Genomic DNA, 21,702 nt, shown 5'->3' on the forward strand with positions numbered 1-21,702 from the left:
TCAGATCAGGAGGTCGGGGGCGTCGCCAGCGGAACGTCGGTGCCGGGTGCGCCGGGGACGGCGCAGACGTCGCCCTCGCACAGCGCGGCGTCGCCGCCCACGACGACGAACGGAGAGGTCGGGACGGTCGCGGCCGCCGCGGGCACCGGGTCGGTGCGGGCGGTGTCGGGCGCGGTCACGCGGCCTGCTCGGTGGCCTGGCGCAGCGCCTGCGCGAACACCTCGGGCGGCTGCGCGCCGGACACGGCGAGGCGGCCGTCCAGGACGAAGAACGGCACCCCACGGATGCCGTAGGCGGCGGCCTGCGCGACGTCCTGGGCGACGTCGGCGGTGTAGGCGTCGCCGGTCAGGGCGGTGCGGACCTCGTCGGCGTCGAGCCCGACCTCGGCGGCGAGGTCGACGAGCTCGTCGAGACGGCCGACGTGGCGGCCCTGCGTGAAGTAGGCGGCGAGCAGCCGCTCCTTCATCGCGCCCTGGAGGCCGTGGGCCTTGGCGAGGTGCAGCAGGCGGTGGGCGAGCAGCGTGTTCGCCGGGTGCAGGGCCGCGTAGTCGAAGTCGAGGCCGACCTCGTGGGCGAGCCCCGTGGTGCGGGCCTCCATGCCGTGCGCGGTGTCGACGTCGACGCCCATCTTCGCGGCGAGCATCTCGGCGTGGCTGCCCGTGACGTCCTCGGGCAGGTCGGGGGAGAGCTGGAACGAGCGGTACGTCACCTCGACGTCGACGTCGCTCGCGGCGACGGCGGACTCGAAGTTCCGCTTGCCGACGTAGCAGAAGGGGCAGGCGATGTCGGACCAGATGTCGACGTGAACCGTGGGCATGCCCGGGTCAACCGTCGGCGGGGGACGCGTGTTCCCAGGTCGCACGTGTGGCGTGGGTCACGATGGTTGCCAACCACCCGTCAGGCGAGGTTAGGCTTGCCTGCATGACACAGACGGCCGCCGCTGAGACCACGAGCGCGACGACCCCGTACAAGATGTTCGACGTCGAGGTCTCGCGGGTCACCCGCCTGTGTCCGTCCTTCGTCCGGATCACGTTCACCGGCGCCGACCTCGACCGGTTCGCCGACAACGGCCGCGACCAGCGCATCAAGTTCCTCCTGCCCGCCCCGTGCGGCGGCTGGGAGTACCTCGACCGGCAGAACCCCGACTGGTTCACCACCTGGCGCGAGCTGCCCGAGGAGCGCCGCAACCCGCTGCGCACCTACACCGTGCGCGCCGTGCGGCCGGACCTGCGCGAGGTCGACGTCGACATCGTGCTCCACGGCGACACCGGACCTGCGTCCCGCTGGGCCAACGGCGCCCGCCCCGGCTCCCCGCTCGTGATCATCGGCCCCGACGCCGCCCACGACGGCCCCCACGGCGGCCTCGAGTTCAAGCCGCCGGCGTCCAGCCACGCGCTGCTCCTCGCCGGCGACGAGACGGCCGTGCCCGCCATCGCCTCCATCTGCGAGTCGCTGCCCGCCGACGCCGTCGGCGAGGTCTTCCTCGAGGTCCCGCACCCCGAGGACCGCTGGACCCTCGCCGCGCCCGCCGGGGTGCGCATCACCTGGCTCGCCCGCGAGGACCGCGAGCACGGCGACCTGCTGGTCCCCGCCGTGCAGGCCGCGGCCGACCGCATGCTCGCGCTCGGCGTGCGCGCGTCGGTCGACGAGGTCCCCGGCACGCCGGTGCCCGCCGTGACCGCCGCCGGGGTCGACCTGTCCGCCGAGGCGGAGGACGTCGACGTCGACACCGACGTGCTGTGGGAGGTCCCCGTGGACGCCGAGGGCCGCCCGCTCGTCCAGGACACCGTGCTGTACGCCTGGTTCGCCGGCGAGGCGGGCGTCATCAAGACGCTGCGCCGCCACCTCGTCACCCACCGCGGCGTCGACCGCAAGTCCGTGGCGTTCATGGGCTACTGGCGGCGCGGCCGCGCGGAGTGCTGACGGGCGTCAGCCCCGCACGACCCCGAGGTCCGTCACGACCTCCACGCCCGGCAGCTCGCACAGCAGCGGCCCGGCCATCAGCAGCTTCGAGCGCCGCAGCCCCGAGCCCATGAGCGCCAGCGCGCCCGGGGCGCGGAACCGCTCGTCGACGAGCACCCGCCACCCGGCGGGCAGCCCGACCGGCGTGATGCCGCCGTACTCCATGGCGGACTCCGCCGTCGCGCGCTCCGTCGGCAGGAACGACGCCTTGCGCACGTCGAGCAGCTTGCGCACCCGGGTGTTGACGTCCGCGGACGTCGTCGCGGGCACCACGCACGCCGCCACGCGTTCGACCTCGCCCCGCCGCCCGGCCACCACCACGCAGTTCGCCGACGCCTCCGGCGGCAGCCCGTGCACGGTGTTGAGCGTCGCGGTGTCCGCGTGGTCGGGGTCGATCTCGGCCACGGCGACGCCCGACGCGACCCGCTCGTCGACGCCCGCCCACGCGGTCAGCGCCGCGGCCACGGGGTCGGCCAGCAGGTCGGGCCGGGCGACGGCCGGCACCCAGGCGAGGTCGCCGAGCGTGGGCAGCGCCGTCGCGGCCGGGCCGCTCACCGCCGGTACGTCCCGGTCAGGGTGGCGCGGGCCACGGTGTGGAAGTAGACGTTGAACGCCGCGGTCACGTTCGTGTCGTCCGTCGTCAGGCCGAGCGAGTCCACGTCCAGGGCGTGCACGGCGAACACGTACCGGTGCGCGTGGTCCCCGGGCGGCGGGCCCGCCCCCTCGAAGCCGACCCGGCCGCCGTCCGAGGCGAGCTGGAAGGCCCCGGCGGGCAGCAGCGCGCCGTCCGTCGATCCCGCGCCGCGCTTCAGCGACGTGACGTCCGCCGGGACGTCCAGCAGGTGCCAGTGCCAGTAGCCCGACGGCGTCGGCGCGTCCGGGTCGAAGCAGCTCACGACGAACGACCGCGTCCCGTCCGGGAACCCCGACCACGACAGCTCGGGGGAGGTGTTCCCGCCGTCGACCGCGTGGTCGGACGACATCGGCGCCCCGTCCGTGAGGTCGGGGCTGGTCAGGGTGAACGTCGCGGCGACGGGGAGCAGCGAGTACGGGTCCGGGGGGATCGGTCGCGTGAAGTCCATGCGTCCACCCTGCCGTGGTCCGTGCGCCGGGGCAACGGCGGCCGGCAGGGGCGGCGGGCCTCGGGGTGCTACAGTCGGGATCACAAACCGACCAGACGGTACGTCACGTGGCCGTGGCGACCGGGACGACGACGTTCGACGGGGTGACGGGTGCGCAGGTTCGAGGACAGGGTCACGATCATCACCGGTGCCAGCCGCGGCATCGGCCTCGCGGTGGCGCGACGCCTCGTCGCCGAGGGCGGCCGGGTGGTGCTGACGGGCCGCCACGCCGACTCCCTCGCGGAGGCCGTCGCGACGCTCGGCGAGGACCGCGCGTCGGCCGTCGCCGGGCGGGCGGACGACCCGGCGCACCGGGCGGAGGTGCTCGCGCACACCCTCGACCGCCACGGGCGGCTCGACCACCTCGTCAACAACGCCGGCATCAACCCGGCCTGGGGGCCCGCGCTCGAGGTCGAGCCGTCGGTGATCCGCAAGATCATCGACGTCAACGTCGTGGCCGCCCTCGAGTGGACCCGCGACGCGGTCGCCGCGGGCCTGTCCGGGGCGATCGTCTCCACCGCGTCCGTCGCCGGCACGACGGCGAGCCCGCACATCGCCTTCTACGGCGTGTCCAAGGCCGCCCTGATCAACCTCACCGCGCAGCTCGCCCACGAGCTCGCCCCGCGACTGCGGGTCAACGCCGTCGCCCCTGCCGTCGTGCGGACGCGCCTCGCCGAGGCCCTGTACGTCGACCGCGAGGAGGAGGTCGCCGCGGCCTACCCCCTGCGCCGCCTCGGCGAGCCGGACGACGTCGCCGGGCCCGTCGCGTTCCTGCTCAGCGACGACGCCGCCTGGATCACCGGGCAGACGCTCCGGATCGACGGTGGCGCGTCGATCGTGCCGGTCGGGTGAAGGATGTCCTCATGAAGACCACCCACGTCGCGGACGCCGTGCTCCAGGCCGCCCTGGACCTGTTCTCCACCCAGGGGTACGCCACCACCAGCGTCCAGCAGATCGTCGAGGCCGCGGGCGTCACCAAGGGCGCCATGTACCACTACTTCCAGTCCAAGGACGACCTGCTGTTCGCGATCTACGACCGGATCCTCACGCTGCAGAAGCAGCACCTGGACGAGATCGTCGCCGCGGGCGGCGAGACCGTGGCCGTGATCCGCGCCGTGTGCGTCGACGTCGTCGAGACCTCGATCGACCTCATGCCCGAGGGCACCGTGTTCTTCCGGAGCATGCACATGCTCTCCCCGGCGCGGAACCTGGAGGTCACCCGCCGGCGGCGCGAGTACCACGACGAGTTCGCGGCGCTGATCGCCCGGGCGCAGGCGGAGGGGACCGTGCGCACCGACGTGCCGCGCCCGGTGCTCATCGCCCACTTCTACTCCGACGTGCACTACCTGTCGTACTGGTACTCGCCGTCGGGCCCCGAGTCCAAGTCCGAGGTGGCGCACCAGCTCGCCGACCTCTTCCTGCGAAGCATCACCGTGGAGGACGGATGACCACCCGCACCACCCAGGCCTGGCGCGTGCACCGCACCGGCGAGCCCACCGAGGTCATGCGCCTCGACGACGTGGAGGTCCCCGCCCCGGGACGGGGGGAGGCCGTCGTGCGGGTGCTCGCCGTCGCCGTCAACTTCCCCGACGTGCTGCTGGCGCGCGGGCAGTACCAGGTGCGCCCGGAGCCGCCGTTCGTGCCCGGCATCGAGCTGTGCGGCGAGGTGGTCGAGGTCGGCGAGGGCGTGGACCGCGTGCAGGTCGGCGACCGGGTCGTGGGGTCGCACATCGGGGTGCTCGCCGGACGGGTGGTCCTGCCCGCGGCCCTGCTGCACCCGGCTCCCGCGGAGCTCGACGACGCGCAGGCCGCGGCCCTCACGGTCGCCTACCAGACCGCCTGGTTCGCCCTGCACCGGCGGGCCCGGGTCGCCGCCGGGGAGACCGTGCTCGTGCACGCGGCCGCCGGCGGGGTGGGCACGGCCGCCTGCCAGCTCGCCGCCGCGGCCGGCGCCCGGGTGATCGGCGTCGTCGGCAGCGAGGCCAAGGCGCCCGTCGCCCGGGCCGCGGGTGCCGGGACGGTGCTCCTGCGGTCCGACGACGTGGCCGCCCGCGTCAAGGAGCTCACCGCCGGCGCCGGCGCCGACGTCGTCCTGGACCCCGTGGGCGGGTCGTCGTTCGAGGCGTCCACGAAGTGCGTCGCGTTCGAGGGGCGCATCGTGGTGATCGGCTTCGCGAGCGGTGAGATCCCGCCGGTGCGCGCCAACCACGCGCTGGTGAAGAACTACGGGGTGCTCGGCCTGCACTGGGGCCTGTACGCGCAGCGCGACCCCGCCCTGGTGGACGCCGCCCACGCCGAGCTGGTCGCGCTCGCCGCCGCCGGCGTCCTGCGGCCGGTCGTGGAGGACGTCGTGGCGTTCGAGAAGGCGCCGGAGGCGATCGAGCTGCTGGCGTCCGGCGCGACGACGGGCCGGCTGGTCGTGCAGGTCGCCTCGTGACGGGCGCCGCGCGGCGGCTCTTCGACCTGGACGGCCGGGTCGCCCTCGTGACCGGCGGTGCGCGCGGCATCGGTGCCGCGTACGTGCGTGCGCTGCACGACGCCGGGGCGCGCGTCGTCGTCGCCGACGTGCTGGAGGACCCGGGCGCGGCGCTCGCCGCCGAGCTGGGGGAGCGCGCCGTGTTCGCGCGGCTGGACGTCACCGACGAGGACGGCTGGGCCGCGGTGGTGCGGGACGTCGCGGCGACCTGGGGCGGCCCGGACGTGCTGGTCAACAACGCGGGCGTCGCCAACGCGGGCCCGATCGAGCACTACCCGCGGGCCAAGTGGGACGCGGTGATCGCGGTGAACCTCACCGGGGTGTACCTCGGCTGCCGCGCCGTGGTCGGTGCCATGCGGGAGCGGGGCGGCGGCTCGATCGTCAACGTGTCCTCGGTCGAGGGGATGCGGGGGAGCACGCACCTGCACGGGTACGTCGCCTCCAAGTTCGGGGTGCGTGGCCTGACGAAGTCGCTGGCCGTCGAGCTGGGCGCCGACGGCATCCGGGTCAACTCGATCCACCCGGGCTTCGTCGAGACCGAGATGACCGCGCGGATCGACCCGAGCGGACTGCCGATCCCCCTGCGTCGGGCCGGCCGTCCCGAGGACCTCACGGGCACAGTGCTGTACCTGGCGAGCGACGCCTCGGCCTACGTCACGGGCGCCGAGTTCGTCGTGGACGGCGGCATGATCAACGGCGTCGGCCACCTCTGAGCCGTTGCCCGGGCGGGGCGCCCGGACCCGGCACGTCACGACGGTGCAACATTCTTGAGAATGACATACCGGCCAGTCGGTTTTTGGGCTAGGGTGTGAGCACCCGACACGAAGAGGTGCCGATGTCCAGCCAGGTCCCACGTCTCGAGGTCGACGGGCTCACCGTCACCTTCGGAGGGCTCACCGCCCTCGACGACGTCAGCTTCTCCGTCGGCGACGGCCGGACCGTCGCCCTCATCGGCCCCAACGGGGCCGGCAAGACCACCGCGTTCAACGCCGTCTGCTCCCTTGTCCGGCCCACCGCCGGGACCGTGCGGATCGCCGGCCGGGCCGCGCCCGCCTCGCCCACCCGGCTCCTCGAGCGCGGCGTCGCGCGCACCCTCCAGGGGCTCGGCCTCTTCGAGGCCATGACCGTCCTCGAGAACGTCGTCGTCCCCCTCACCGGCCGCCCCGGACGCACCGACGCCCACCGCGCGACCGCCCTGGCGACGCTCGACCGGCTCGGCCTCGCGCAGCACGCGCACGCCCCCGTCGGGGCGCTGCCGTACCCCGAGCGCAAACGCGTCGCGCTCGCCCGGGCGCTCGTGACCGGACCCCGTCTGCTCCTGCTCGACGAGCCCGCCGGGGGCCTCGGCGCCGAGGACATCGACGAGCTCGCCGACGTCGTGCGCCGGCTCGCCGCCGACGGGTGCGCCGTCCTGCTCGTCGAGCACCACATGGACTTCGTCATGGGCCTCGCCGACGAGATCGTCGTCCTCGACTTCGGTAGGGTCGTCGCCAGCGGCACCCCCGACGCCGTGCGCGCCGACCCCGCCGTCGAGGCCGCCTACCTCGGGCTCGAGGCGGCCGCATGAGCGCCCACGGTACGACCACCGCCCCCGCCACCGTCACGCGCACCGTGCTCGCGCTCGACGCCCTCACCGTCGGGTACGCCGGCGCCCCGGTCGTCGACCGACTCACCCTCGACGTCGCCCCCGGTGACGTCGTCGCCCTCCTGGGCGCCAACGGCGCCGGCAAGACCACCCTGCTGCGGACCGTCTCCGGGCTCCTCGTGCCCCGCTCGGGCCGGGTCCTGCTCGACGGCGACGACCTCACCACCACACCCGTCGAGGAACGCGCCCGCCGTGGCCTCGCCCAGGTCCCCGAGGGGCGCAGCGTCGTCGCCGAGCTCACCGTCGAGGAGAACCTGACCCTCGGCGCGCTGTGGAAGGTGCCGGGCCGCCGCGCCCGCCGCGCCGCGATCGCCGAGCTCTACGAGCAGTTCGAGCCCCTGGCTCGACGGCGCCGCGCGCTCGGGCACCAGCTCTCCGGCGGGGAACGGCAGATGCTCGCCCTCGCCCGCGCCCTCGTCTCCCAGCCCCGCGTGCTGCTCCTCGACGAGCCCTCGCTCGGGCTTGCCCCCCGCGTCGTCGCCCAGCTCATGGGCGTGCTGCGCGACACCGCGCGACGCACCGGCCTCACCGTGCTGCTCGCCGAGCAGAACGTCACCAGCGCCCTGTCCGTCGCGGACCGCGGCGTCGTCCTCGCGCTCGGGAAGGTCGTCGCCGACGCCCCTGCCGCCGACATCGCCGCCGATCCCGCCCTCCGGCACGCCTACCTGGGGTTCTGATGGACCGACTCGCCTTCCTCCTCGCCACCGGCCTCGCCCGAGGCCTCGTCGTCGCGCTGTTCGCGCTCTCCCTCGTCATCATCTGGCGCGCCGCGCGCCTCGTGAACTTCGCCCAGGCCGCCATGGCCGTCGTCGCCGTCTACGTCGCCCACGCGATCACCGGCCTCACCGGGTCGTTCTGGCTCGGCCTCGTCGCGGCCGTCGTCGCCGGGGCCGTCGTCGGGCTGGTCGTCGAGCGCGGGCTCGTCCGCCTCGTCCCCGGCGGCACGCCCCTGCCCGGCATGATCGTCGCGATCGGCCTGGTCATGGTGCTCCAGTCGGCCCTCGGCATCGCGTTCGGCCCCCAGCACCGACCCCTGCGGGCACCGCTGTCCCAGCAGCCGTTCGTCGTCGGCGGCGTCCCCGTGCTGTCGCCCTACGACCTGTTCGTCCTCCTCGTCGCCCTCGCCGTCGTCGGCGGCCTCGCGCTGCTGTTCAACGCCACCACCCTCGGGCTGCAGATGCGGGCCTCCGCCACCGCGCCCGAGGTGTCCCGGCTCCTCGGCGTGCGGGTGCCCCGCATGGTCACGCTCGGCTGGGCGCTGTCGGGCGGGGTGGCGGCGCTCGCCGTCATGCTGCTCGTCCCCACCGAGCTCGGGCTCAACGCGCACAGCGGCGACATGCTCTTCGTCCACGCGTTCACCGTCGCCGTCCTGGGCGGGCTCGACTCGCCGGTCGGAGCCCTCGTCGGCGGCGTCGTCGTGGGCGTCCTCGTCAGCCTCGTCACCGGGTACCTCGGCGCCGGGCTCGCCCCGCTGGCGGTGCTCGCCCTGCTCACCCTCGTCCTGCTCGTGCGACCCGGCGGGATCTTCGCCGTCAAGGAGGCCCGGACCGCATGACCACCGACCGCCGACGGGTGCGCCGGACCCTGCTGCGCGCCGCCCTGCTCACCCTCCTCGCCGTGGGGGCCACGTTCCTGCTCGACGACTACCGCAACTACCAGCTCGCGGTCGTCGCCGCCGTCTTCTGCGCCACCGCCGGCCTCACCCTGCTCGTCGGGCTCACCGGACAGCTCTCCCTCGGCCACGCCGTCCTCATGGCCGCCGGCGGGTACGGCTACGCCCTCGCCGCGGCACCGGCCGCCGCCGCCGGCCTCGGCGGACCGGCACGGTTCGCCGTCGGCGTCGCCGGGGCGCTCGCGCTCGCCGGGGCCGTCGGGATGCTGCTCGGCCTCGCCGGTGCCCGCCTCAAGGGCCCCTACCTCGCCGGACTCACGCTCGCCCTCGTCATCGCGCTGCCGGCGATCACCACGGAGGTGCCCGGCCTCGGCGGCGGCCAGGGCCTCGGCGTCCCCTTCGAGGGGGTGCCCGACGCCCTGCGCGGCGTCGTCGGCGTCGAGCAGTGGCACGCCTGGATCGCCGTCGCCGTCGCAGCCGCCGCCGTCACGCCGCTCGCCCTGCTGCGCAGCGGCCGCGCCGGCACCCGGATGCGCGCCGTGCACGGCGACGAGACCGCCGCCCGGCTCGCCGGGATCTCCCCGGCCCGGGTCAAGACCGGCGCCTTCGCGGCCGGGGCGCTCGCGGCCGGCCTCGGCGGTGCCGTCCTGGCCGTCGTCACGCAGAACGTCAGCCACGGCGCGTACGACCTCGCGTTCTCCCTCCTGCTGCTCGTCGCCGTCGTCGTCGGCGGGCTCGGCAGCATCGGCGGTGCCGCCGTCGGCGCGGTGCTCGTCGTCCTGCTGCCCTGGTGGATCGACCTGGTCGTGGCGGGGGTCGGGCTGCCCGCGGACGTCGAGCAGCGGCTGGCCGGCAACGCCGCCGTCCTCGTCTTCGGTGTGCTGCTCGTCGCGGTCACCGTCGTGTGGCCGGGAGGGCTCTCGCACGCCCTCGGCGGCCGCGTCAGCTCCCTCGCCCGCCGGTTCCGACCGGCCCCGCACGTCCCGCCAACGCTCACAGAGAGGTGAACCCCATGCGGACCACCACCACCCCCCGCCCCCGGGCGCGCGCCACCGTCGCGACGCTCGGCGCCGCGGCCCTCGCCCTGACGCTCGCCGCCTGCGGCGGGGCCGACGAGGCGACCCCCGGCGTCACCGCCGAGACCGTCACCATCGGCACCCACCAGCCCCTGACCGGACCGGCCGCCGCCGGGTACTCGTCGATCTCGGCGGCGACGCAGGCGTACTTCGACCACGTCAACGCCCAGGGCGGCGTCCACGGGCGGCAGATCGAGTACGTCGTGAAGGACGACGGCTACAACCCGGCGAACACGCAGACCGTCGTGCGCGAGCTCGTCCAGCAGGACGACGTCTTCGCGGTCGTCAACGGGCTGGGGACGCCGACGCACTCCGCTGTGCTCGACTTCCTCAACCAGAACGAGGTGCCGGACCTGTTCGTGTCGTCCGGGTCGACCGCCTGGGACGACCCCGAGGCGTACCCGTACACGTTCGGCTACAACGCGGACTACCACGTCGAGGGGGCGGCCCTCGGCCGGTACGCGGCCGACGAGCACCCCGGCGAGACCGTGTGCCTGCTCGGGCAGAACGACGACTACGGCGAGACCCTCCTCGAGGGCGTGCAGATCGCGCTCGGCGAGGACGGCGTCGCGGCCCACGAGACCTACGAGACCGCCAACCAGGACGTCACGGCGCAGATCGGCGCGCTCCAGGGCGCCGGGTGCGAGGTCGTGGTGCTGGGCACCGTCAACGGCTTCACCGCGCTCGCCGTGGGCACCGCCGCCCAGATGGGCTTCACCCCCACCTGGATGGCGGCCTCCGCCGGCGGCGACTACCCCACCCTCGTGGGATTCCTCGGCGAGGACCTCGCCCCGGTCCTGCTCCAGGGGTTCGTGTCCGTCAACTACCTGCCCTTCGGTCCCGGCGGCGACTGGGTCGAGCTGTTCTCGGCCGTCAACGACGAGTACAACGCCGGCGCGCCGTTCGACGGCAACACCGTGTTCGGCATGAGCGTCGGCTACACGTTCGTCGAGGCCCTGGCCCGGGCGGGGGAGGACCCGACCCGCGAGTCCCTCGTGGCGGCGCTGGAGTCCGGCGACGTGGTCGGCAACGGCCTCGCGCCCCTCGCCTACTCGGCCGACGACCACGCCGGGTTCACGACCGCGGGGATCACCGTGGTCGACGACGGCGTCCAGGACTTCGTCGGCACCACCTACCGGCTCGACGGCGAGACCGTCACGACGACCGAGCCGCAGGTGCCCGCCGTCGAGGGCGAGGGCGTCCCCACCGAGTGACGGACCTCCGGGCGGGGGCGGCGCCCCCCGCCCGGAGGCGAGATCGACAGGACCCGGCGCGCCCCCCGCGCCGGGTCCCGTCGTCGTGCCGTGCTCAGCGCCCCAGCTGCGCCCGTCCCAGGGAGGCGAGGTGGACCTCGTCGGGGCCGTCGGCGATGCGCAGCGACCGGATGCCGGCGAACATCTCGGCCAGCGGCTGGTCGCCCGAGACGCCCGCGGCGCCGAAGAGCTGCACCACGCGGTCCAGGATGCGCTGCACGGCGCGCGGCACGGCGATCTTGATCGCCTGGATCTCCGTCATCGCCCGCCGGTTGCCGACGGTGTCCATCAACCAGGCGGCCTTGAGCACCAGCAGGCGCAGCGCCTCGATCTCGACGCGCGCCTCGGCGACCCACTCGCGGACCACGCCCTGGTGGGCCAGGGGCACGCCGAACGTCGACCGTTCCTGCGCCCGTCCGACGGCCAGGGCGAGCGCCCGCTCCGCGGTGCCGAGGGCGCGCATGCAGTGGTGGATGCGGCCCGGCCCGAGCCGGGCCTGGGCGATCGCGAACCCGCCGCCCTCGACGCCGAGCAGGTTCGCGGCCGGCACGCGGACGTCGTCGAACACGATCTCGGCGTGCCCGCCGTGGTCGCGGTCGTCGTAGCCGAACACCGTCAGGGGCCGCACGACCCGCACGCCGGGGGTGTCGCGCGGGACGAGGATCATCGACTGCCGGCGGTGCCGCTCGGCGTCGGGGTCGGTCTTGCCCATGACGACCAGGAGCGTGCAGTCGGGGCTCATCGCGCCCGTCGACCACCACTTGCGCCCGGTGACGACGTACTCGTCACCGTCGCGGCGGATGCGGGTGCCGATCTGGGAGGCGTCCGAGGACGCGACGTCCGGCTCGGTCATGCAGAACGCGGAGCGGGCGCGGGCGTCGAGCAGCGGGTCGAGCCAGCGCTCCTGCTGCTCGGGCGTGCCGAACTCGGCGAGCAGCTCCATGTTGCCGGTGTCCGGGGCCGCGCAGTTCATCGCGACGGGGGCCAGGCGCGGGCTCCAGCCCGACAGCTCGGCGAGCGGTGCGTACTGGAGGTTGGTCAGGCCGGCGCCGCGCGCGGACGGCAGGAACAGGTTCCACAGCCCGTCGGCGCGCGCCGTGGCACGCAGGTCGTCGACGACGGGCCGGAACGTCCACACGTCGGGGGTGGCGGCGAGCTGGGCGTCCAGGACGGGCTCGGCCGGCAGGACGTGGTCGTGCACGAAGGCGCGCACCCGCTCGGTGAGGTCGGCGGTGCGCGGGTCGGGGGCGAAGTCCATCTCAGGCGCTCCTGGGTCGGGCGGACGCCCGGGCGAGACCGTCGTCCGCGAGGGGGGCGACGAGGTCGCCGATGGTGTCGAACCCGTCGCCGACGGTCTCCCCGGCGCGGTGGCGGAAGTGGATCCCCTCGAGGATCACGGCGAGCTTGTAGGCCGCGAAGGCGCGGTACCACCACAGGTCGGGCACGGCGGTGCCGGCGCGGGCGGCGTAGGTGTCGACGACCTCGTCGAACGTGGGGTAGCCCGCGTCGGCGACGACGGCGGACACGACGGTCTCGTGCGGCGTGAGGTCGCGGATCTCCCAGTAGAGGCCGAGCAGGCCGAGGTCCACCAGGGGGTCGCCGAGCGTCGCCATCTCCCAGTCGAGGACGGCGGCCACGGTGGGGTGGTCGGGGGTCCCGGCGACCAGCGCGTTGTCGAGGCGGTAGTCGCCGTGCACGATCCCGTGGCGCGACGTCCGCGGGACGTGGGCGCCGAGCCGGTCCTGGAGCGCGTCGAGCGCGGGCAGGTCCCGCGAGCGGGATGCGTCGTACTGGCGTCGCCAGGTGGTGAGCTGTCGGTCGAGGTAGCCGCGGGGGCGGCCGAAGTCATCGAGCCCGACGTCCTCGGGCGCGACGGTGTGGAGGTCGGCGAGCGTCGTCGCCAGGGTGGTGCCGAGCCGGTGCAGCCCGGCAGGGGTGTAGGCGGCGTTCTGCTCGGGGCGGGACAGCACCTCGCCCTCGACGCGCTCCATGACGAGGAACGTCGTGCCGGTGACCTCGCCCGTGGCGGTGTCGTCGACGACGTCGACGGTGGCGGGCACGGGCACCGGGCTCGGTCCGAGCGCGGAGATGACGCGGTGCTCGCGGCGCATGTCGTGGGCGCTGGACAGGACGTGCCCGAGGGGCGGGCGGCGGAGGACCAGGGGGCGGGCGGCGCCGTCGACGCGGTAGGTGAGGTTGCTGCGTCCGCCGGCGATCACCCGGGCGGTGAGACCCACCCCGAGCGCGGGGGCGAGCGACGGGTGCTCGCGGGCGAGCCAGCGGGTCAGGCCGTCGCGGTCCAGTCCGGGCACATCGGTCATCGGCGACCTCGCTCCTTCGCTCAGGGTCGGCGTCGGTGCCGACGCCGTGAGCATACCGCGCGGTCGGTATGTCGTGCGAGACGGCCGACCGCCCCCCGCGGCCCCGACGCGGTCCTACGATGCTGGTGTGACCCGGATCACCGAGTGGCTGCTCGCGACCGACCCCGCCCTGCGCTGGCAGGTCGAGCGCGACCTGCTCGGCCTGGACGACGACGTCTGGCGGGCCACCCGGGCGCGGGTGGCCACCGAGGGGTTCGGCGCCCGCCTCCTCGCCCACCAGGACGCCGACGGCCGCTGGGCGCAGGGCGCGTTCTTCCCCGGGGGCCAGGCCTGGTTCGACGTCCAGGACGAGCGCCCCCAGCCCTGGACGGCGACGACCTGGTCGCTGTCGTCGCTGCGGGAGTGGGGCCTCGACCCGGCCGTCCTGCAGGCCCGCGACACCGCGGGCCTGCTGGCCCGCCACTGCCGCTGGGAGTACGACGACCTGCCCTACTGGGGCGGCGAGGTCGACTGCTGCATCAACGCCTTCACCCTCGCCAACGGCACCTGGCTCGGGGTGGACGTCTCGACCGTGCGCGACCGCCTGGTCGACGGGCGGATGGCGGACGGCGGCTGGAACTGCTGGTGGGTCGACGGCGCCACCGTGTCCTCCTTCCGGTCCACGCTCAACGTGGTCCGGGGCCTGCTCGCGCACGAGCAGCTCGTCGGCGGGGACGAGCGGGTGCGCGCGGCCCGGCACACCGGCGAGGAGTACCTGCTGGCGCGCCGGCTCATGTACCGGCTGTCGACGGGCGAGCTCGTCGGCGAGTGGGTGCACCGGTCCGAGTACCCGTTCCGCGGCGACTACAGCCTGCTGCGGGCCGCCGACCACTTCCGCCGGGCCGCCCTGCACGACGGCGTCGCCCCGGACGAGCGCCTGCGGGACGCGGTCGAGGCGGTCCGGTCCGCACGCCGCGAGGACGGCACCTGGGCGCGCACCCACCGGCACGCCGGTGACGTCTGGTTCGAGGTCGACGTCCCGGTGGGGGAGGCCTCGCCGTGGCTCACGCTCACCGGGACGCTGCTGCTGCGCTGGTGGGACCGGGCCTGAGGCGGCGTCAGGCCTCGGGCGTGCCGAGCTGCTCGACGACGGCGGCCCGGATCGCTGCGGGCACCGGCACCGGGCGCTGCGTGACCGCGTCGACGAAGACGTGCGTGAACCGGCCCACGGCGACCGGGTCGTGCCCGCCCGCGCGCGTGATGGGCAGGTCCCACGTGATGCTCGTCGTGCCGACGCGGGCGACCCCGACCAGGACCTCCAGGTCGTCCGCCGGGTAGGACACCGGGGCCCGGAACTCGCACGACGAGGCGACGCAGTACCCGCGGACGTCGCCGGCCGGGTCGAGCCCGGCCTCGCGGATCATCCAGGTGTTCACAGCGGTGTCCATGGCCTGGTAGTAGACGGTGTTGTTGACGTGCCCGTACTGGTCGTTGTCGTTCCAGCGCAGGGCGAAGGGGTGGCGGGCGCGGGGCATGGGGTCCTCTCGGGCGGGGCGGGGTGCGGCCGGGCGCGCGTCCGCGGTCAGACGCGCAGCAGGTGCCGGAACGCGGACGCGGCGGTGTCCGGGCTCGGCGGCTCGCCGGCGATGAGGTCGGCGTAGGTGAAGGACTCCGACACGCGCACGAGGAGGTAGGCCAGGGCGTGCGCGTCGATGGCGCCGCCGAACGGGGCGCGACCGAGATGGGTGCGCACGAGGTGCTCGACCGTGGCGACGTAGCGGTGCTGGATGGGGCTGGCCGTCGTGGTGAGCAGGCGCAGGGCGCGCGCCGGTTCGCGGGCGAGGAAGTCGCGGAAGTAGTCGGCCCGGATGAGGTCGGTCGCGAAGTGCGTCAGCAGCGTGGCGACGTGCTCGGCGCCGTGGTGCCGGGCGTCGTCGGCGGCGCGGGCAGCCTGGACGAGCGTGGGCACGGCCAGCGACCACAGCACCTCGGCGAGGAGGGCGTCGCGGTTGCCGACCCAGCGGAAGACGGAGGTCCGGTCGACGCCGAGCTCGACGGCCAGCGCGCCCATGTCGATCCGGCGGCCCGAGACGAAGGTCGCCCGGGCGGCCTCGAACGCGCCGAGCGCGTCGGGGTGGACCCCGGGCACCAGGCGGGCGGACAGCCGGGTCGGGGCGGCCCGGAGGCCGACGTCGGCGATCTCGCCGGTCGCGGTGAGCATGGGGGCAGCCTAGCCGGGTCCGGGGTCGGTGGTGCAACATTTCCCAGAATGATGCAACACTGGGTGCACGAGATCGACGACGATCGGAGACGACAGATGACCATCACCGCACCGGCAGGGTCGGCCGCCGACCCCGGGACGCACCCCCTGGAACGCCTGGAGGCCGACTTCTACGGCTTCCAGGACCTCCTCACCCCCGTCGAGCAGGACGCCGTCGCGCGGGTCCGCGACTTCATGGAGCGCGAGGTGCGCCCCGTCGCCGACGACTACTGGGAACGCGCCGAGTGCCCGGTTCACCTGTTCAAGCCCTTCGCGGAGCTCGGCTCGGTCGGCGCCGCCTGGCCCGAGACCGCGCAGTTCGAGAGCTCGGCCGTGTTCCGCGGCTGGGTCGGCATGGAGCTGGCCCGGGTCGACTCGTCGTTCTGCACCTTCATCGGCGTCTCCAGTGGCCTCGCGATGAGCTCCATCGGCCTCGGGGGCTCCCCCGAGCAGCGGGACCGCTGGCTGCCGCCGATGGCCCGCGGCGACCTCATCGGCGCGTTCGGGCTCACCGAACCGCTGTCCGGCTCGGACACGGCTCGCGGCCTGCGCACCACCGCCACCCGTCACGGCGACACCTGGGTGCTCAACGGTGCCAAGCGGTGGATCGGGAACGCGACGTTCGCCGACGTCGTCGTGGTGTGGGCCAAGGACACCGCCGACGACCAGGTCAAGGGCTTCCTCGTGCGCCGGGGCGCGCCGGGCTTCACCGCCACCAAGATCGAGCGCAAGCAGTCGCTGCGGATCGTGCAGAACGCCGACATCACGCTGGTCGACGTCGAGGTCGCCGAGGCCGACCGGCTGCAGCGCATCGACAGCTTCCGCGACCTGGCGAACGTCCTGCGGGTTACCCGCGACGGCGTCTCCTGGCAGGCGCTGGGCACGATGATCGGCGCCTACGAGGCCGCGGTCCGGTACACCAAGGAGCGCGAGCAGTTCGGCCACCCGATCGCCTCCTACCAGCTGGTCCAGGACAAGCTCGCCACCGCGCTCGGCAACATCACCGCCAGCCTGGGCATGTGCGTGCGCGTCGCGCAGATGCAGGACGCCGGCACCCAGCGCGACGAGCACGCCGCGCTCGCCAAGGCCTTCGTCACCACGCGGATGCGCGAGACCGTCGCGCTGGCCCGCGAGGTCTGCGGGGGCAACGGCATCACGCTGGACACCGGCGTGGCCCGCTACTTCGCCGACGCCGAGGCCGTCTACACCTTCGAGGGCACCCGCGACATGAACCACCTCATCGTCGGCCGTTCCGTCACGGGCCACGCGGCCTTCGTCTGAGACCACACCACAGGAGGACTTCCATGACCGAGGCCTACATCGTGGCCATGGCGCGCTCGCCGATCGGGCGCGCGCACAAGGGGTCGCTGCGCGAGGTGCGCGCCGACGACCTCGCCGCGCGGATGGTCCGCGCGGCGCTGGACCAGGTGCCCTCCCTCGACCCGTCGCGCGTCGAGGACCTCGTCCTCGGCTGCGGGCTGCCGGGCGGGGAGCAGGGCATGAACATGGGGCGGGTCGTCGCCGTCGCGCTCGGCCTGGACGGCGTGCCCGGCACCACCGTGACCCGGTACTGCGCGTCCAGCGTGCAGTCGACCCGCATGGCGTTCCACGCGATCAAGGCGGGCGAGGGGGACGTGTTCGTCTCCGCCGGCGCCGAGTCCGTCAGCGGGATGCGCGCGGGGTCGTCGGACCACATCGTCGGTCAGCAGCTGGAGAACCCCCGGTTCGCGGAGGCCGTCGAGCGGACCGCGAAGCGGGCGGTCGGCGGCGCCGCGCCGTGGACGGACCCCCGTGCGGACGGGGCCCTGCCGGACCCGTACATCGCCATGGGGCAGACCGCGGAGAACCTCGCGTCGCTGTGCGGGATCACGCGGCAGGAGCAGGACGAGTTCGCCGCCCGTTCCCAGCAGCGTGCCGAGAAGGCCCTCGCGGACGGGTTCTGGGCGCGGGACATCACGCCGGTCACGCTCGACGACGGCACGGTCGTGGCCGCCGACGACGGACCGCGCGCCGGGACCACCGCGGCGCGGCTCGCGACGCTCGAGCCGGTGTTCCGGCCCGACGGCACCGTGACCGCGGGCAACGCCTGCCCGCTCAACGACGGCGCCGCGGCGCTGGTGATCGTCTCCGGGCGCGTCGTCGACGAGCTCGGGCTGCAGCCGGTCGCCCGGATCGTGTCGACGGGCGTCACCGGGCTGTCGCCGGAGATCATGGGCCTCGGCCCCGTCGAGGCGAGCCGGCAGGCGCTGCGGCGGGCGGGGCTGACGATCGAGGATATCGACCTGGTGGAGATCAACGAGGCGTTCGCCGCCCAGGTGATCCCGTCGGCCCGCGAGCTCGGCGTCGACCCCGACCGGCTCAACGTGCACGGCGGCGCCATCGCCGTCGGGCACCCGTTCGGGATGACCGGGGCGCGCATCACCTCCACGCTCGTGCACGGGCTGGAGGCCACCGGCGGCCGGTTCGGCCTGGAGACCATGTGCGTCGGCGGCGGCCAGGGCATGGCGATGGTGCTCGAGCGCGTCTGACACCGGGCGCGGCAGCACGGCGGCGGGCGGCTCCGGGAGAGCCGCCCGCCGCCGTGCGTCCGGGTCCGTCCGGCGTCCCCGGCGCCGGGCTCAGCCGCCGGGGACGTACAGCGCCAGCGTCTGCGCGACGAGCGCCGGGCGCTCGGCGCCCTCCAGCTCGACCGTGACGGTCGAGGAGAGCCGCACGCCGTGGCCCGCCGGCTCCGCGCCGGTGATCTCGACCGTCGCGCGGACGCGGCCCCCGGCCGGCACCGGGGTGAGGAACCGGACCGTGTCGAGCCCGTAGTTGACGGCCATCGCGGTGCGCCCGACGTCGAGCAGCTCACCGGTGAGCCGCGGCAGGAGCGCCAGGGTGAGGTACCCGTGCGCGATGGTGCCCCCGAACGGGCCGTCGGCGGCCCGCTCCACGTCCAGGTGGATCCACTGGTGGTCCTCCGTGGCGTCCGCGAACGCGGTGATGCGCGGCTGGTCGACGGTGAACCAGTCGCCGGTGGCGCGCTGCCCGACGGCGTCGGCGAGCGCGGCGGGGCTCTCGACGGTGATCACGCCTTCGGCCCACCGGCCACGTAGAGGACCTGGCCGTTGGTGAACCCGGCCTCCTGCGAGCAGAAGAACGACACGGCCGCGGCGATGTCCTCCGGCTGCCCGACCCGGCCGACGGGCACGTCGGCGGCCATGTGCGCGAGGAAGTCCTCCAGGGGCACACCGACCCGTCGCGCGGTCTCCGCGATCATCTCGGTGGCGACGACACCCGGCGCGACGGCGTTCGCCGTGACGCCGAACTTGCCGAGCTCGACGGCGAGCGTCTTGGTGAACCCCTGCATCCCGGCCTTGGCGGCGGCGTAGTTGGCCTGCCCGCGGTTGCCGAGCGCCGAGGTGCTCGACAGGTTGACGACGCGGCCCCAGCCCGCCTCGACCATGCCGCCCTGCACCGCGCGGGTCATGAGGAACGCGCCGCGCAGGTGCACGGAGAGCACCGCGTCCCAGTCGTCGGTGGACATCTTGAACAGCAGGTTGTCGCGCAGGATGCCGGCGTTGTTGACCAGGATCGTCGCGGCACCGAGCTCGGCGGTGACGCGGGCGACGGCGTCGGCGACGGACTGCTCGTCCGCGACGTCCACGCCGACGCCGATCGCCCGGTGGCCGTCGGCGGCGAGCCGGGCCGCCGTCTCGGCCGCGACGTCCTCGAGCAGGTCGAGCACGGCCACGGCGTGCCCGTCCGCGGCGAGGCGGGCGGCGGTGGCGGCACCGATGCCGCGGGCGCCGCCGGTGACGATCGCGACACGTGCGGGGGAGGCTGTCATGCGGGGTTCCTCTCGTCGAAGGTGATGAGCTGGCGCAGCTCCTCGCCGGCGGCGAGGGCGTCCAGCGCTCGGGGGAGCTCGTCGAGCCCGATGCGGGCCGAGACGAGCCGTTCCAGCGGCAGTCGTCCTGCGCGCCAGAGTTCCACGTATCGGGGGATGTCGCGGCCCGGTACCGCGGAGCCCAGGTAGGAGCCGACGACGGTCCGCGCCTCGGCGGTCAGCGTCAACGGGGCCAGCGTGGCCCGGTCGGCGGGACCGGGCAGACCGACCGTCACCGTGGTCCCGCCCGGCGCGGTGAGGGCGTACGCCGTCTCGAACGCCCGGGCCGAGCCGGCAGCCTCGACGACGACGGGTGCCCGGACGCCGGCCGCGACGGCCTCGTCGGGCGTGAGCGCCCGGGCGGCACCGAGCTCGCGGGCCAGGGCCAGCTTGCCGGGCACGGTGTCGACCCCGGTCACCTCGTGCCCGAGGGCGCGGGCCACGAGCAGCGCGGCCATGCCGACCCCGCCGAGCCCGACGACGGTGACGGGGTCGCCGGGCGCGGGCCGCCCGGCGTTGAGGACGGCGCCGCCGCCAGTGAGGACCGCGCAGCCGAGCAGGGCGGCGACGTCGGCCGGGACGTCGTCGGGCACCGCCACGACGGACGTGGCGGAGACCACGGCGTGGGTGGCGAACGCGCTCACGCCCAGGTGGTGGTGGACGTCCTGGCCGGCGCGGTGCAGCCGGCGGACGCCCCCCACGAGCTCCCCGGCCGCGTTCGCGGCGGAGCCGACGCTGCACGGCAGGCGGCCGTCGGTGGCGCAGGCGGCGCACGCCCCGCAGCGGGGGAGGAAGGTCATGACGACGCGGGCGCCCACCGGGACGGCGGTGCCCGGCCCGACGTCCTCGACGATGCCGGCGGCCTCGTGCCCGAGGAGCATCGGGGTGGGACGCACCCGGTTGCCGTCGACGACGGAGAGGTCGGAGTGGCACAGCCCGGCGGCCTCGATCCGGACGGCGACCTCGCCGGGTCCGGGCGGGTCGAGCTCGAGCGGTCCGACGGTGATCGGGCTCGCCCTGCTCCAGGGCGCGGGCGCTCCGCAGCGTTCCAGCACGGCACCGGTGATCTGCACGGTCACGACCTCCTCGTCGTCGACGGTGCGCCCAGCATACCGACCGCGCGGTATGCCGTCGACCAGGGTGTCTCCACCCCGTGCCCCACCCCGCGTCCAGGGCCTCGCGCCGCGCCCGCGAGGCCGTCACCAGCGCGGTTGACACCCGTCCGGGCGAGGCGTGTACTTGATCTGTTCGAACACGCGTTCGAACACGAACGAACTGCTGTGGTCCTGCTGACGGCTCGACCGCCGGAGGGGGGCAGCATGACCGTCGCCGTCGAGGAGCGTCGGACCCGACCGGCGTCGGACACCGCGCGGGCCCGGGCGCTCGCCGCGCTCGCCGCGGGGGAGCAGGGCAGACGTCGTGCCCCGCTCGTGGTGCCCGCGGACCAGCCTCCGCCGCGCGCCACCCTGCCGGTCCACCCGGCCCTGGCCGCGCTGCTGCCCGGCGGCGTGCTGCCCCTCGGGGGCGTCCTCGCCGTCCAGGGGTCCACCAGCCTGCTGCTCGGGCTGCTCGCCGCACCGTCCCACGGCGGCGCCTGGACCGCCCTCGTCGGCGCTCCCGCGGTCGGGCTGCTCGCCGCCGCCGACGCCGGCCTGGACCTGACCCGCACGGCCGTCGTCCCCGCCCCCGGCCCGGACGCCCCCGCCGTGCTCGCCGCGCTCCTCGACGGGATGGACGTCGTCGTCGTCGGGCCGGGCGTCGCGCTCGCGGACACCGACCGGCGCCGGCTCGCCGCCCGGGCCCGTCAGCGTGACGTCGTGCTCGTGGCCACGCAGCGCTGGCCCGGCGCGCACGTCGTCCTCGACGCCCGCGGCGGCACCTGGGCCGGTGCGGACGCGGGCGCCGGCTGGCTGCGGCGCCGCACCCTGCGCGTGCTGCGCACCGGGCGCGGCGCGGTCGCGCGGCCCGTGGAGATCGACGTCGAGGTCCCGCTCGGGGCCGTCGAGAGCCTCCCGCCGTCCCCGCCCGAGGAGGAGCGGGCGCCGGGCGGGCGGCACCTGCGCGCGGCATGAGCGCGAGGAGCCCCCGCGCAGGGGCGCCGAGGGACGAGGTGCACCCGGAGCGGG

25 protein-coding genes are annotated in these 21,702 nt (G+C 75.1%); 14 read left to right on the forward strand and 11 right to left on the reverse strand.

Annotated elements, in window-relative coordinates:
* Window positions 1-5 precede the first annotated feature (5 nt).
* Together ATJ88_RS18325 and ATJ88_RS08235 are read right to left on the reverse strand one after the other, a co-directional pair.
* Entirely contained in the window at window positions 6-179 is a 174-nt protein-coding gene (locus tag ATJ88_RS18325) for a hypothetical protein (RefSeq protein WP_170023568.1), read from the reverse strand.
* Window positions 176-817, reverse strand: coding sequence for a DsbA family oxidoreductase (locus tag ATJ88_RS08235; protein WP_098463412.1), 642 nt, complete (start codon window positions 815-817; stop codon window positions 176-178). The genes ATJ88_RS18325 and ATJ88_RS08235 overlap by 4 nt, the downstream gene beginning before the upstream one ends.
* A gap of 104 nt (window positions 818-921) precedes the next feature.
* On the opposite strand from ATJ88_RS08235, the gene ATJ88_RS08240 reads away from it, so the two are divergent.
* A complete protein-coding gene (locus ATJ88_RS08240) occupies window positions 922-1,923 on the forward strand; it encodes a siderophore-interacting protein (RefSeq protein ID WP_098463413.1) in 1,002 nt (333 codons plus the stop codon).
* Window positions 1,924-1,929: 6 nt separating this feature from the next.
* Here ATJ88_RS08240 and ATJ88_RS08245 read toward each other — a convergent pair whose 3' ends face one another.
* Together ATJ88_RS08245 and ATJ88_RS08250 are read right to left on the reverse strand one after the other, a co-directional pair.
* Entirely contained in the window at window positions 1,930-2,517 is a 588-nt protein-coding gene (locus ATJ88_RS08245; protein WP_098463414.1) for a YbaK/EbsC family protein, read from the reverse strand.
* Complete coding sequence (locus ATJ88_RS08250) at window positions 2,514-3,044, reverse strand: YbhB/YbcL family Raf kinase inhibitor-like protein (protein ID WP_098463415.1); 531 nt, start codon at window positions 3,042-3,044, stop codon at window positions 2,514-2,516. Before ATJ88_RS08250 ends, ATJ88_RS08245 begins: the two co-directional genes overlap by 4 nt.
* 150 nt (window positions 3,045-3,194) lie before the next feature.
* Here ATJ88_RS08250 and ATJ88_RS08255 point away from each other — a divergent pair, with 150 nt between their 5' ends.
* From ATJ88_RS08255 to ATJ88_RS08295, 9 genes are all read left to right on the forward strand, one after another.
* Window positions 3,195-3,935, forward strand: a complete 741-nt coding sequence (locus ATJ88_RS08255; RefSeq protein WP_098463416.1) for an SDR family oxidoreductase — start codon at window positions 3,195-3,197, stop codon at window positions 3,933-3,935.
* Between the two features lie 11 nt (window positions 3,936-3,946).
* A complete protein-coding gene (locus ATJ88_RS08260; protein ID WP_098463417.1) occupies window positions 3,947-4,531 on the forward strand; it encodes a TetR/AcrR family transcriptional regulator in 585 nt (194 codons plus the stop codon).
* Entirely contained in the window at window positions 4,528-5,520 is a 993-nt protein-coding gene (locus ATJ88_RS08265) for an NADPH:quinone oxidoreductase family protein (RefSeq protein WP_098463418.1), read from the forward strand. Before ATJ88_RS08260 ends, ATJ88_RS08265 begins: the two co-directional genes overlap by 4 nt.
* On the forward strand, window positions 5,517-6,272 hold the full coding sequence (locus tag ATJ88_RS08270) for an SDR family NAD(P)-dependent oxidoreductase (RefSeq protein WP_098463419.1): 756 nt from the start codon (window positions 5,517-5,519) through the stop codon (window positions 6,270-6,272). Before ATJ88_RS08265 ends, ATJ88_RS08270 begins: the two co-directional genes overlap by 4 nt.
* Before the next feature lie 122 nt (window positions 6,273-6,394).
* Window positions 6,395-7,126, forward strand: a complete 732-nt coding sequence (locus tag ATJ88_RS08275) for an ABC transporter ATP-binding protein (RefSeq protein WP_098463420.1) — start codon at window positions 6,395-6,397, stop codon at window positions 7,124-7,126.
* Entirely contained in the window at window positions 7,123-7,881 is a 759-nt protein-coding gene (locus tag ATJ88_RS08280) for an ABC transporter ATP-binding protein (protein ID WP_098463421.1), read from the forward strand. Before ATJ88_RS08275 ends, ATJ88_RS08280 begins: the two co-directional genes overlap by 4 nt.
* On the forward strand, window positions 7,881-8,759 hold the full coding sequence (locus ATJ88_RS08285; protein ID WP_098463422.1) for a branched-chain amino acid ABC transporter permease: 879 nt from the start codon (window positions 7,881-7,883) through the stop codon (window positions 8,757-8,759). Before ATJ88_RS08280 ends, ATJ88_RS08285 begins: the two co-directional genes overlap by 1 nt.
* Entirely contained in the window at window positions 8,756-9,823 is a 1,068-nt protein-coding gene (locus ATJ88_RS08290) for an ABC transporter permease subunit (protein WP_098463423.1), read from the forward strand. Before ATJ88_RS08285 ends, ATJ88_RS08290 begins: the two co-directional genes overlap by 4 nt.
* 5 nt (window positions 9,824-9,828) lie before the next feature.
* Window positions 9,829-11,106 carry an ABC transporter substrate-binding protein gene (locus ATJ88_RS08295; protein WP_098463424.1) on the forward strand — a complete coding sequence of 426 codons (1,278 nt, stop codon included), beginning with the start codon at window positions 9,829-9,831 and terminating at the stop codon, window positions 11,104-11,106.
* 94 nt (window positions 11,107-11,200) lie between these two features.
* On the opposite strand, the gene ATJ88_RS08300 is transcribed toward ATJ88_RS08295, so the two are convergent.
* A complete protein-coding gene (locus ATJ88_RS08300) occupies window positions 11,201-12,403 on the reverse strand; it encodes an acyl-CoA dehydrogenase family protein (RefSeq protein ID WP_098463425.1) in 1,203 nt (400 codons plus the stop codon).
* Between the two features lies 1 nt (window position 12,404).
* Window positions 12,405-13,466 (reverse strand): phosphotransferase family protein, encoded by a 1,062-nt coding sequence (locus ATJ88_RS08305; RefSeq protein ID WP_098463426.1) that lies wholly within the window; start codon window positions 13,464-13,466, stop codon window positions 12,405-12,407.
* 127 nt (window positions 13,467-13,593) lie between these two features.
* Here ATJ88_RS08305 and ATJ88_RS08310 point away from each other — a divergent pair, with 127 nt between their 5' ends.
* Window positions 13,594-14,556, forward strand: coding sequence for a squalene cyclase (locus tag ATJ88_RS08310; protein ID WP_245852246.1), 963 nt, complete (start codon window positions 13,594-13,596; stop codon window positions 14,554-14,556).
* A gap of 7 nt (window positions 14,557-14,563) precedes the next feature.
* Here the strand turns inward: ATJ88_RS08310 and ATJ88_RS08315 are convergent, their stop codons facing one another.
* Both ATJ88_RS08315 and ATJ88_RS08320 read right to left on the reverse strand, forming a co-directional pair.
* Complete coding sequence (locus ATJ88_RS08315; protein WP_098463427.1) at window positions 14,564-14,980, reverse strand: acyl-CoA thioesterase; 417 nt, start codon at window positions 14,978-14,980, stop codon at window positions 14,564-14,566.
* 47 nt (window positions 14,981-15,027) lie between these two features.
* Window positions 15,028-15,666, reverse strand: coding sequence for a QsdR family transcriptional regulator (locus ATJ88_RS08320; RefSeq protein WP_098463428.1), 639 nt, complete (start codon window positions 15,664-15,666; stop codon window positions 15,028-15,030).
* A gap of 96 nt (window positions 15,667-15,762) precedes the next feature.
* Here ATJ88_RS08320 and ATJ88_RS08325 point away from each other — a divergent pair, with 96 nt between their 5' ends.
* Both ATJ88_RS08325 and ATJ88_RS08330 read left to right on the forward strand, forming a co-directional pair.
* A complete protein-coding gene (locus tag ATJ88_RS08325; RefSeq protein ID WP_098463429.1) occupies window positions 15,763-16,986 on the forward strand; it encodes an acyl-CoA dehydrogenase family protein in 1,224 nt (407 codons plus the stop codon).
* A gap of 23 nt (window positions 16,987-17,009) precedes the next feature.
* Window positions 17,010-18,233, forward strand: coding sequence for an acetyl-CoA C-acetyltransferase (locus tag ATJ88_RS08330; RefSeq protein WP_098463430.1), 1,224 nt, complete (start codon window positions 17,010-17,012; stop codon window positions 18,231-18,233).
* A gap of 90 nt (window positions 18,234-18,323) precedes the next feature.
* Here the strand turns inward: ATJ88_RS08330 and ATJ88_RS08335 are convergent, their stop codons facing one another.
* The 3 genes from ATJ88_RS08335 to ATJ88_RS08345 are packed head-to-tail and all read right to left on the reverse strand — an operon-like array spanning window position 18,324 to window position 20,649.
* Window positions 18,324-18,779, reverse strand: coding sequence for a MaoC family dehydratase (locus ATJ88_RS08335; RefSeq protein ID WP_098463431.1), 456 nt, complete (start codon window positions 18,777-18,779; stop codon window positions 18,324-18,326).
* Complete coding sequence (gene fabG, locus ATJ88_RS08340) at window positions 18,776-19,537, reverse strand: 3-oxoacyl-ACP reductase FabG (protein ID WP_098463432.1); 762 nt, start codon at window positions 19,535-19,537, stop codon at window positions 18,776-18,778. Before fabG ends, ATJ88_RS08335 begins: the two co-directional genes overlap by 4 nt.
* Window positions 19,534-20,649: a zinc-binding dehydrogenase gene (locus tag ATJ88_RS08345; protein WP_098465214.1), complete on the reverse strand. Its 1,116-nt coding sequence runs from the start codon at window positions 20,647-20,649 to the stop codon at window positions 19,534-19,536. The genes fabG and ATJ88_RS08345 overlap by 4 nt, the downstream gene beginning before the upstream one ends.
* Window positions 20,650-20,895: 246 nt before the next feature.
* Between ATJ88_RS08345 and ATJ88_RS08350 the strand changes: the two genes are divergently transcribed.
* Window positions 20,896-21,648, forward strand: coding sequence for a hypothetical protein (locus ATJ88_RS08350; protein ID WP_245852247.1), 753 nt, complete (start codon window positions 20,896-20,898; stop codon window positions 21,646-21,648).
* Window positions 21,649-21,702: the final 54 nt, after the last annotated feature.

It is taken from the genome of Isoptericola jiangsuensis (assembly GCF_002563715.1).
Classification (GTDB): domain Bacteria; phylum Actinomycetota; class Actinomycetes; order Actinomycetales; family Cellulomonadaceae; genus Isoptericola; species Isoptericola jiangsuensis.

Excerpts from the sequence above, each read along its gene's own strand:
- ATJ88_RS08235 (WP_098463412.1), bottom strand. The coding sequence starts at position 817 with ATGCCCACGGTTCACGTCGACATCTGGTCCGACATCGCCTGCCCCTTC.
- ATJ88_RS08240 (WP_098463413.1), top strand. The coding sequence starts at position 922 with ATGACACAGACGGCCGCCGCTGAGACCACGAGCGCGACGACCCCGTAC.
- ATJ88_RS08250 (WP_098463415.1), bottom strand. The coding sequence starts at position 3,044 with ATGGACTTCACGCGACCGATCCCCCCGGACCCGTACTCGCTGCTCCCC.
- ATJ88_RS08260 (WP_098463417.1), top strand. The coding sequence starts at position 3,947 with ATGAAGACCACCCACGTCGCGGACGCCGTGCTCCAGGCCGCCCTGGAC.
- ATJ88_RS08265 (WP_098463418.1), top strand. The coding sequence starts at position 4,528 with ATGACCACCCGCACCACCCAGGCCTGGCGCGTGCACCGCACCGGCGAG.
- ATJ88_RS08275 (WP_098463420.1), top strand. The coding sequence starts at position 6,395 with ATGTCCAGCCAGGTCCCACGTCTCGAGGTCGACGGGCTCACCGTCACC.
- ATJ88_RS08280 (WP_098463421.1), top strand. The coding sequence starts at position 7,123 with ATGAGCGCCCACGGTACGACCACCGCCCCCGCCACCGTCACGCGCACC.
- ATJ88_RS08285 (WP_098463422.1), top strand. The coding sequence starts at position 7,881 with ATGGACCGACTCGCCTTCCTCCTCGCCACCGGCCTCGCCCGAGGCCTC.
- ATJ88_RS08290 (WP_098463423.1), top strand. The coding sequence starts at position 8,756 with ATGACCACCGACCGCCGACGGGTGCGCCGGACCCTGCTGCGCGCCGCC.
- ATJ88_RS08295 (WP_098463424.1), top strand. The coding sequence starts at position 9,829 with ATGCGGACCACCACCACCCCCCGCCCCCGGGCGCGCGCCACCGTCGCG.
- ATJ88_RS08300 (WP_098463425.1), bottom strand. The coding sequence starts at position 12,403 with ATGGACTTCGCCCCCGACCCGCGCACCGCCGACCTCACCGAGCGGGTG.
- ATJ88_RS08305 (WP_098463426.1), bottom strand. The coding sequence starts at position 13,466 with ATGACCGATGTGCCCGGACTGGACCGCGACGGCCTGACCCGCTGGCTC.
- ATJ88_RS08315 (WP_098463427.1), bottom strand. The coding sequence starts at position 14,980 with ATGCCCCGCGCCCGCCACCCCTTCGCCCTGCGCTGGAACGACAACGAC.
- ATJ88_RS08320 (WP_098463428.1), bottom strand. The coding sequence starts at position 15,666 with ATGCTCACCGCGACCGGCGAGATCGCCGACGTCGGCCTCCGGGCCGCC.
- ATJ88_RS08325 (WP_098463429.1), top strand. The coding sequence starts at position 15,763 with ATGACCATCACCGCACCGGCAGGGTCGGCCGCCGACCCCGGGACGCAC.
- ATJ88_RS08330 (WP_098463430.1), top strand. The coding sequence starts at position 17,010 with ATGACCGAGGCCTACATCGTGGCCATGGCGCGCTCGCCGATCGGGCGC.
- fabG (WP_098463432.1), bottom strand. The coding sequence starts at position 19,537 with ATGACAGCCTCCCCCGCACGTGTCGCGATCGTCACCGGCGGCGCCCGC.
- ATJ88_RS08350 (WP_245852247.1), top strand. The coding sequence starts at position 20,896 with ATGACCGTCGCCGTCGAGGAGCGTCGGACCCGACCGGCGTCGGACACC.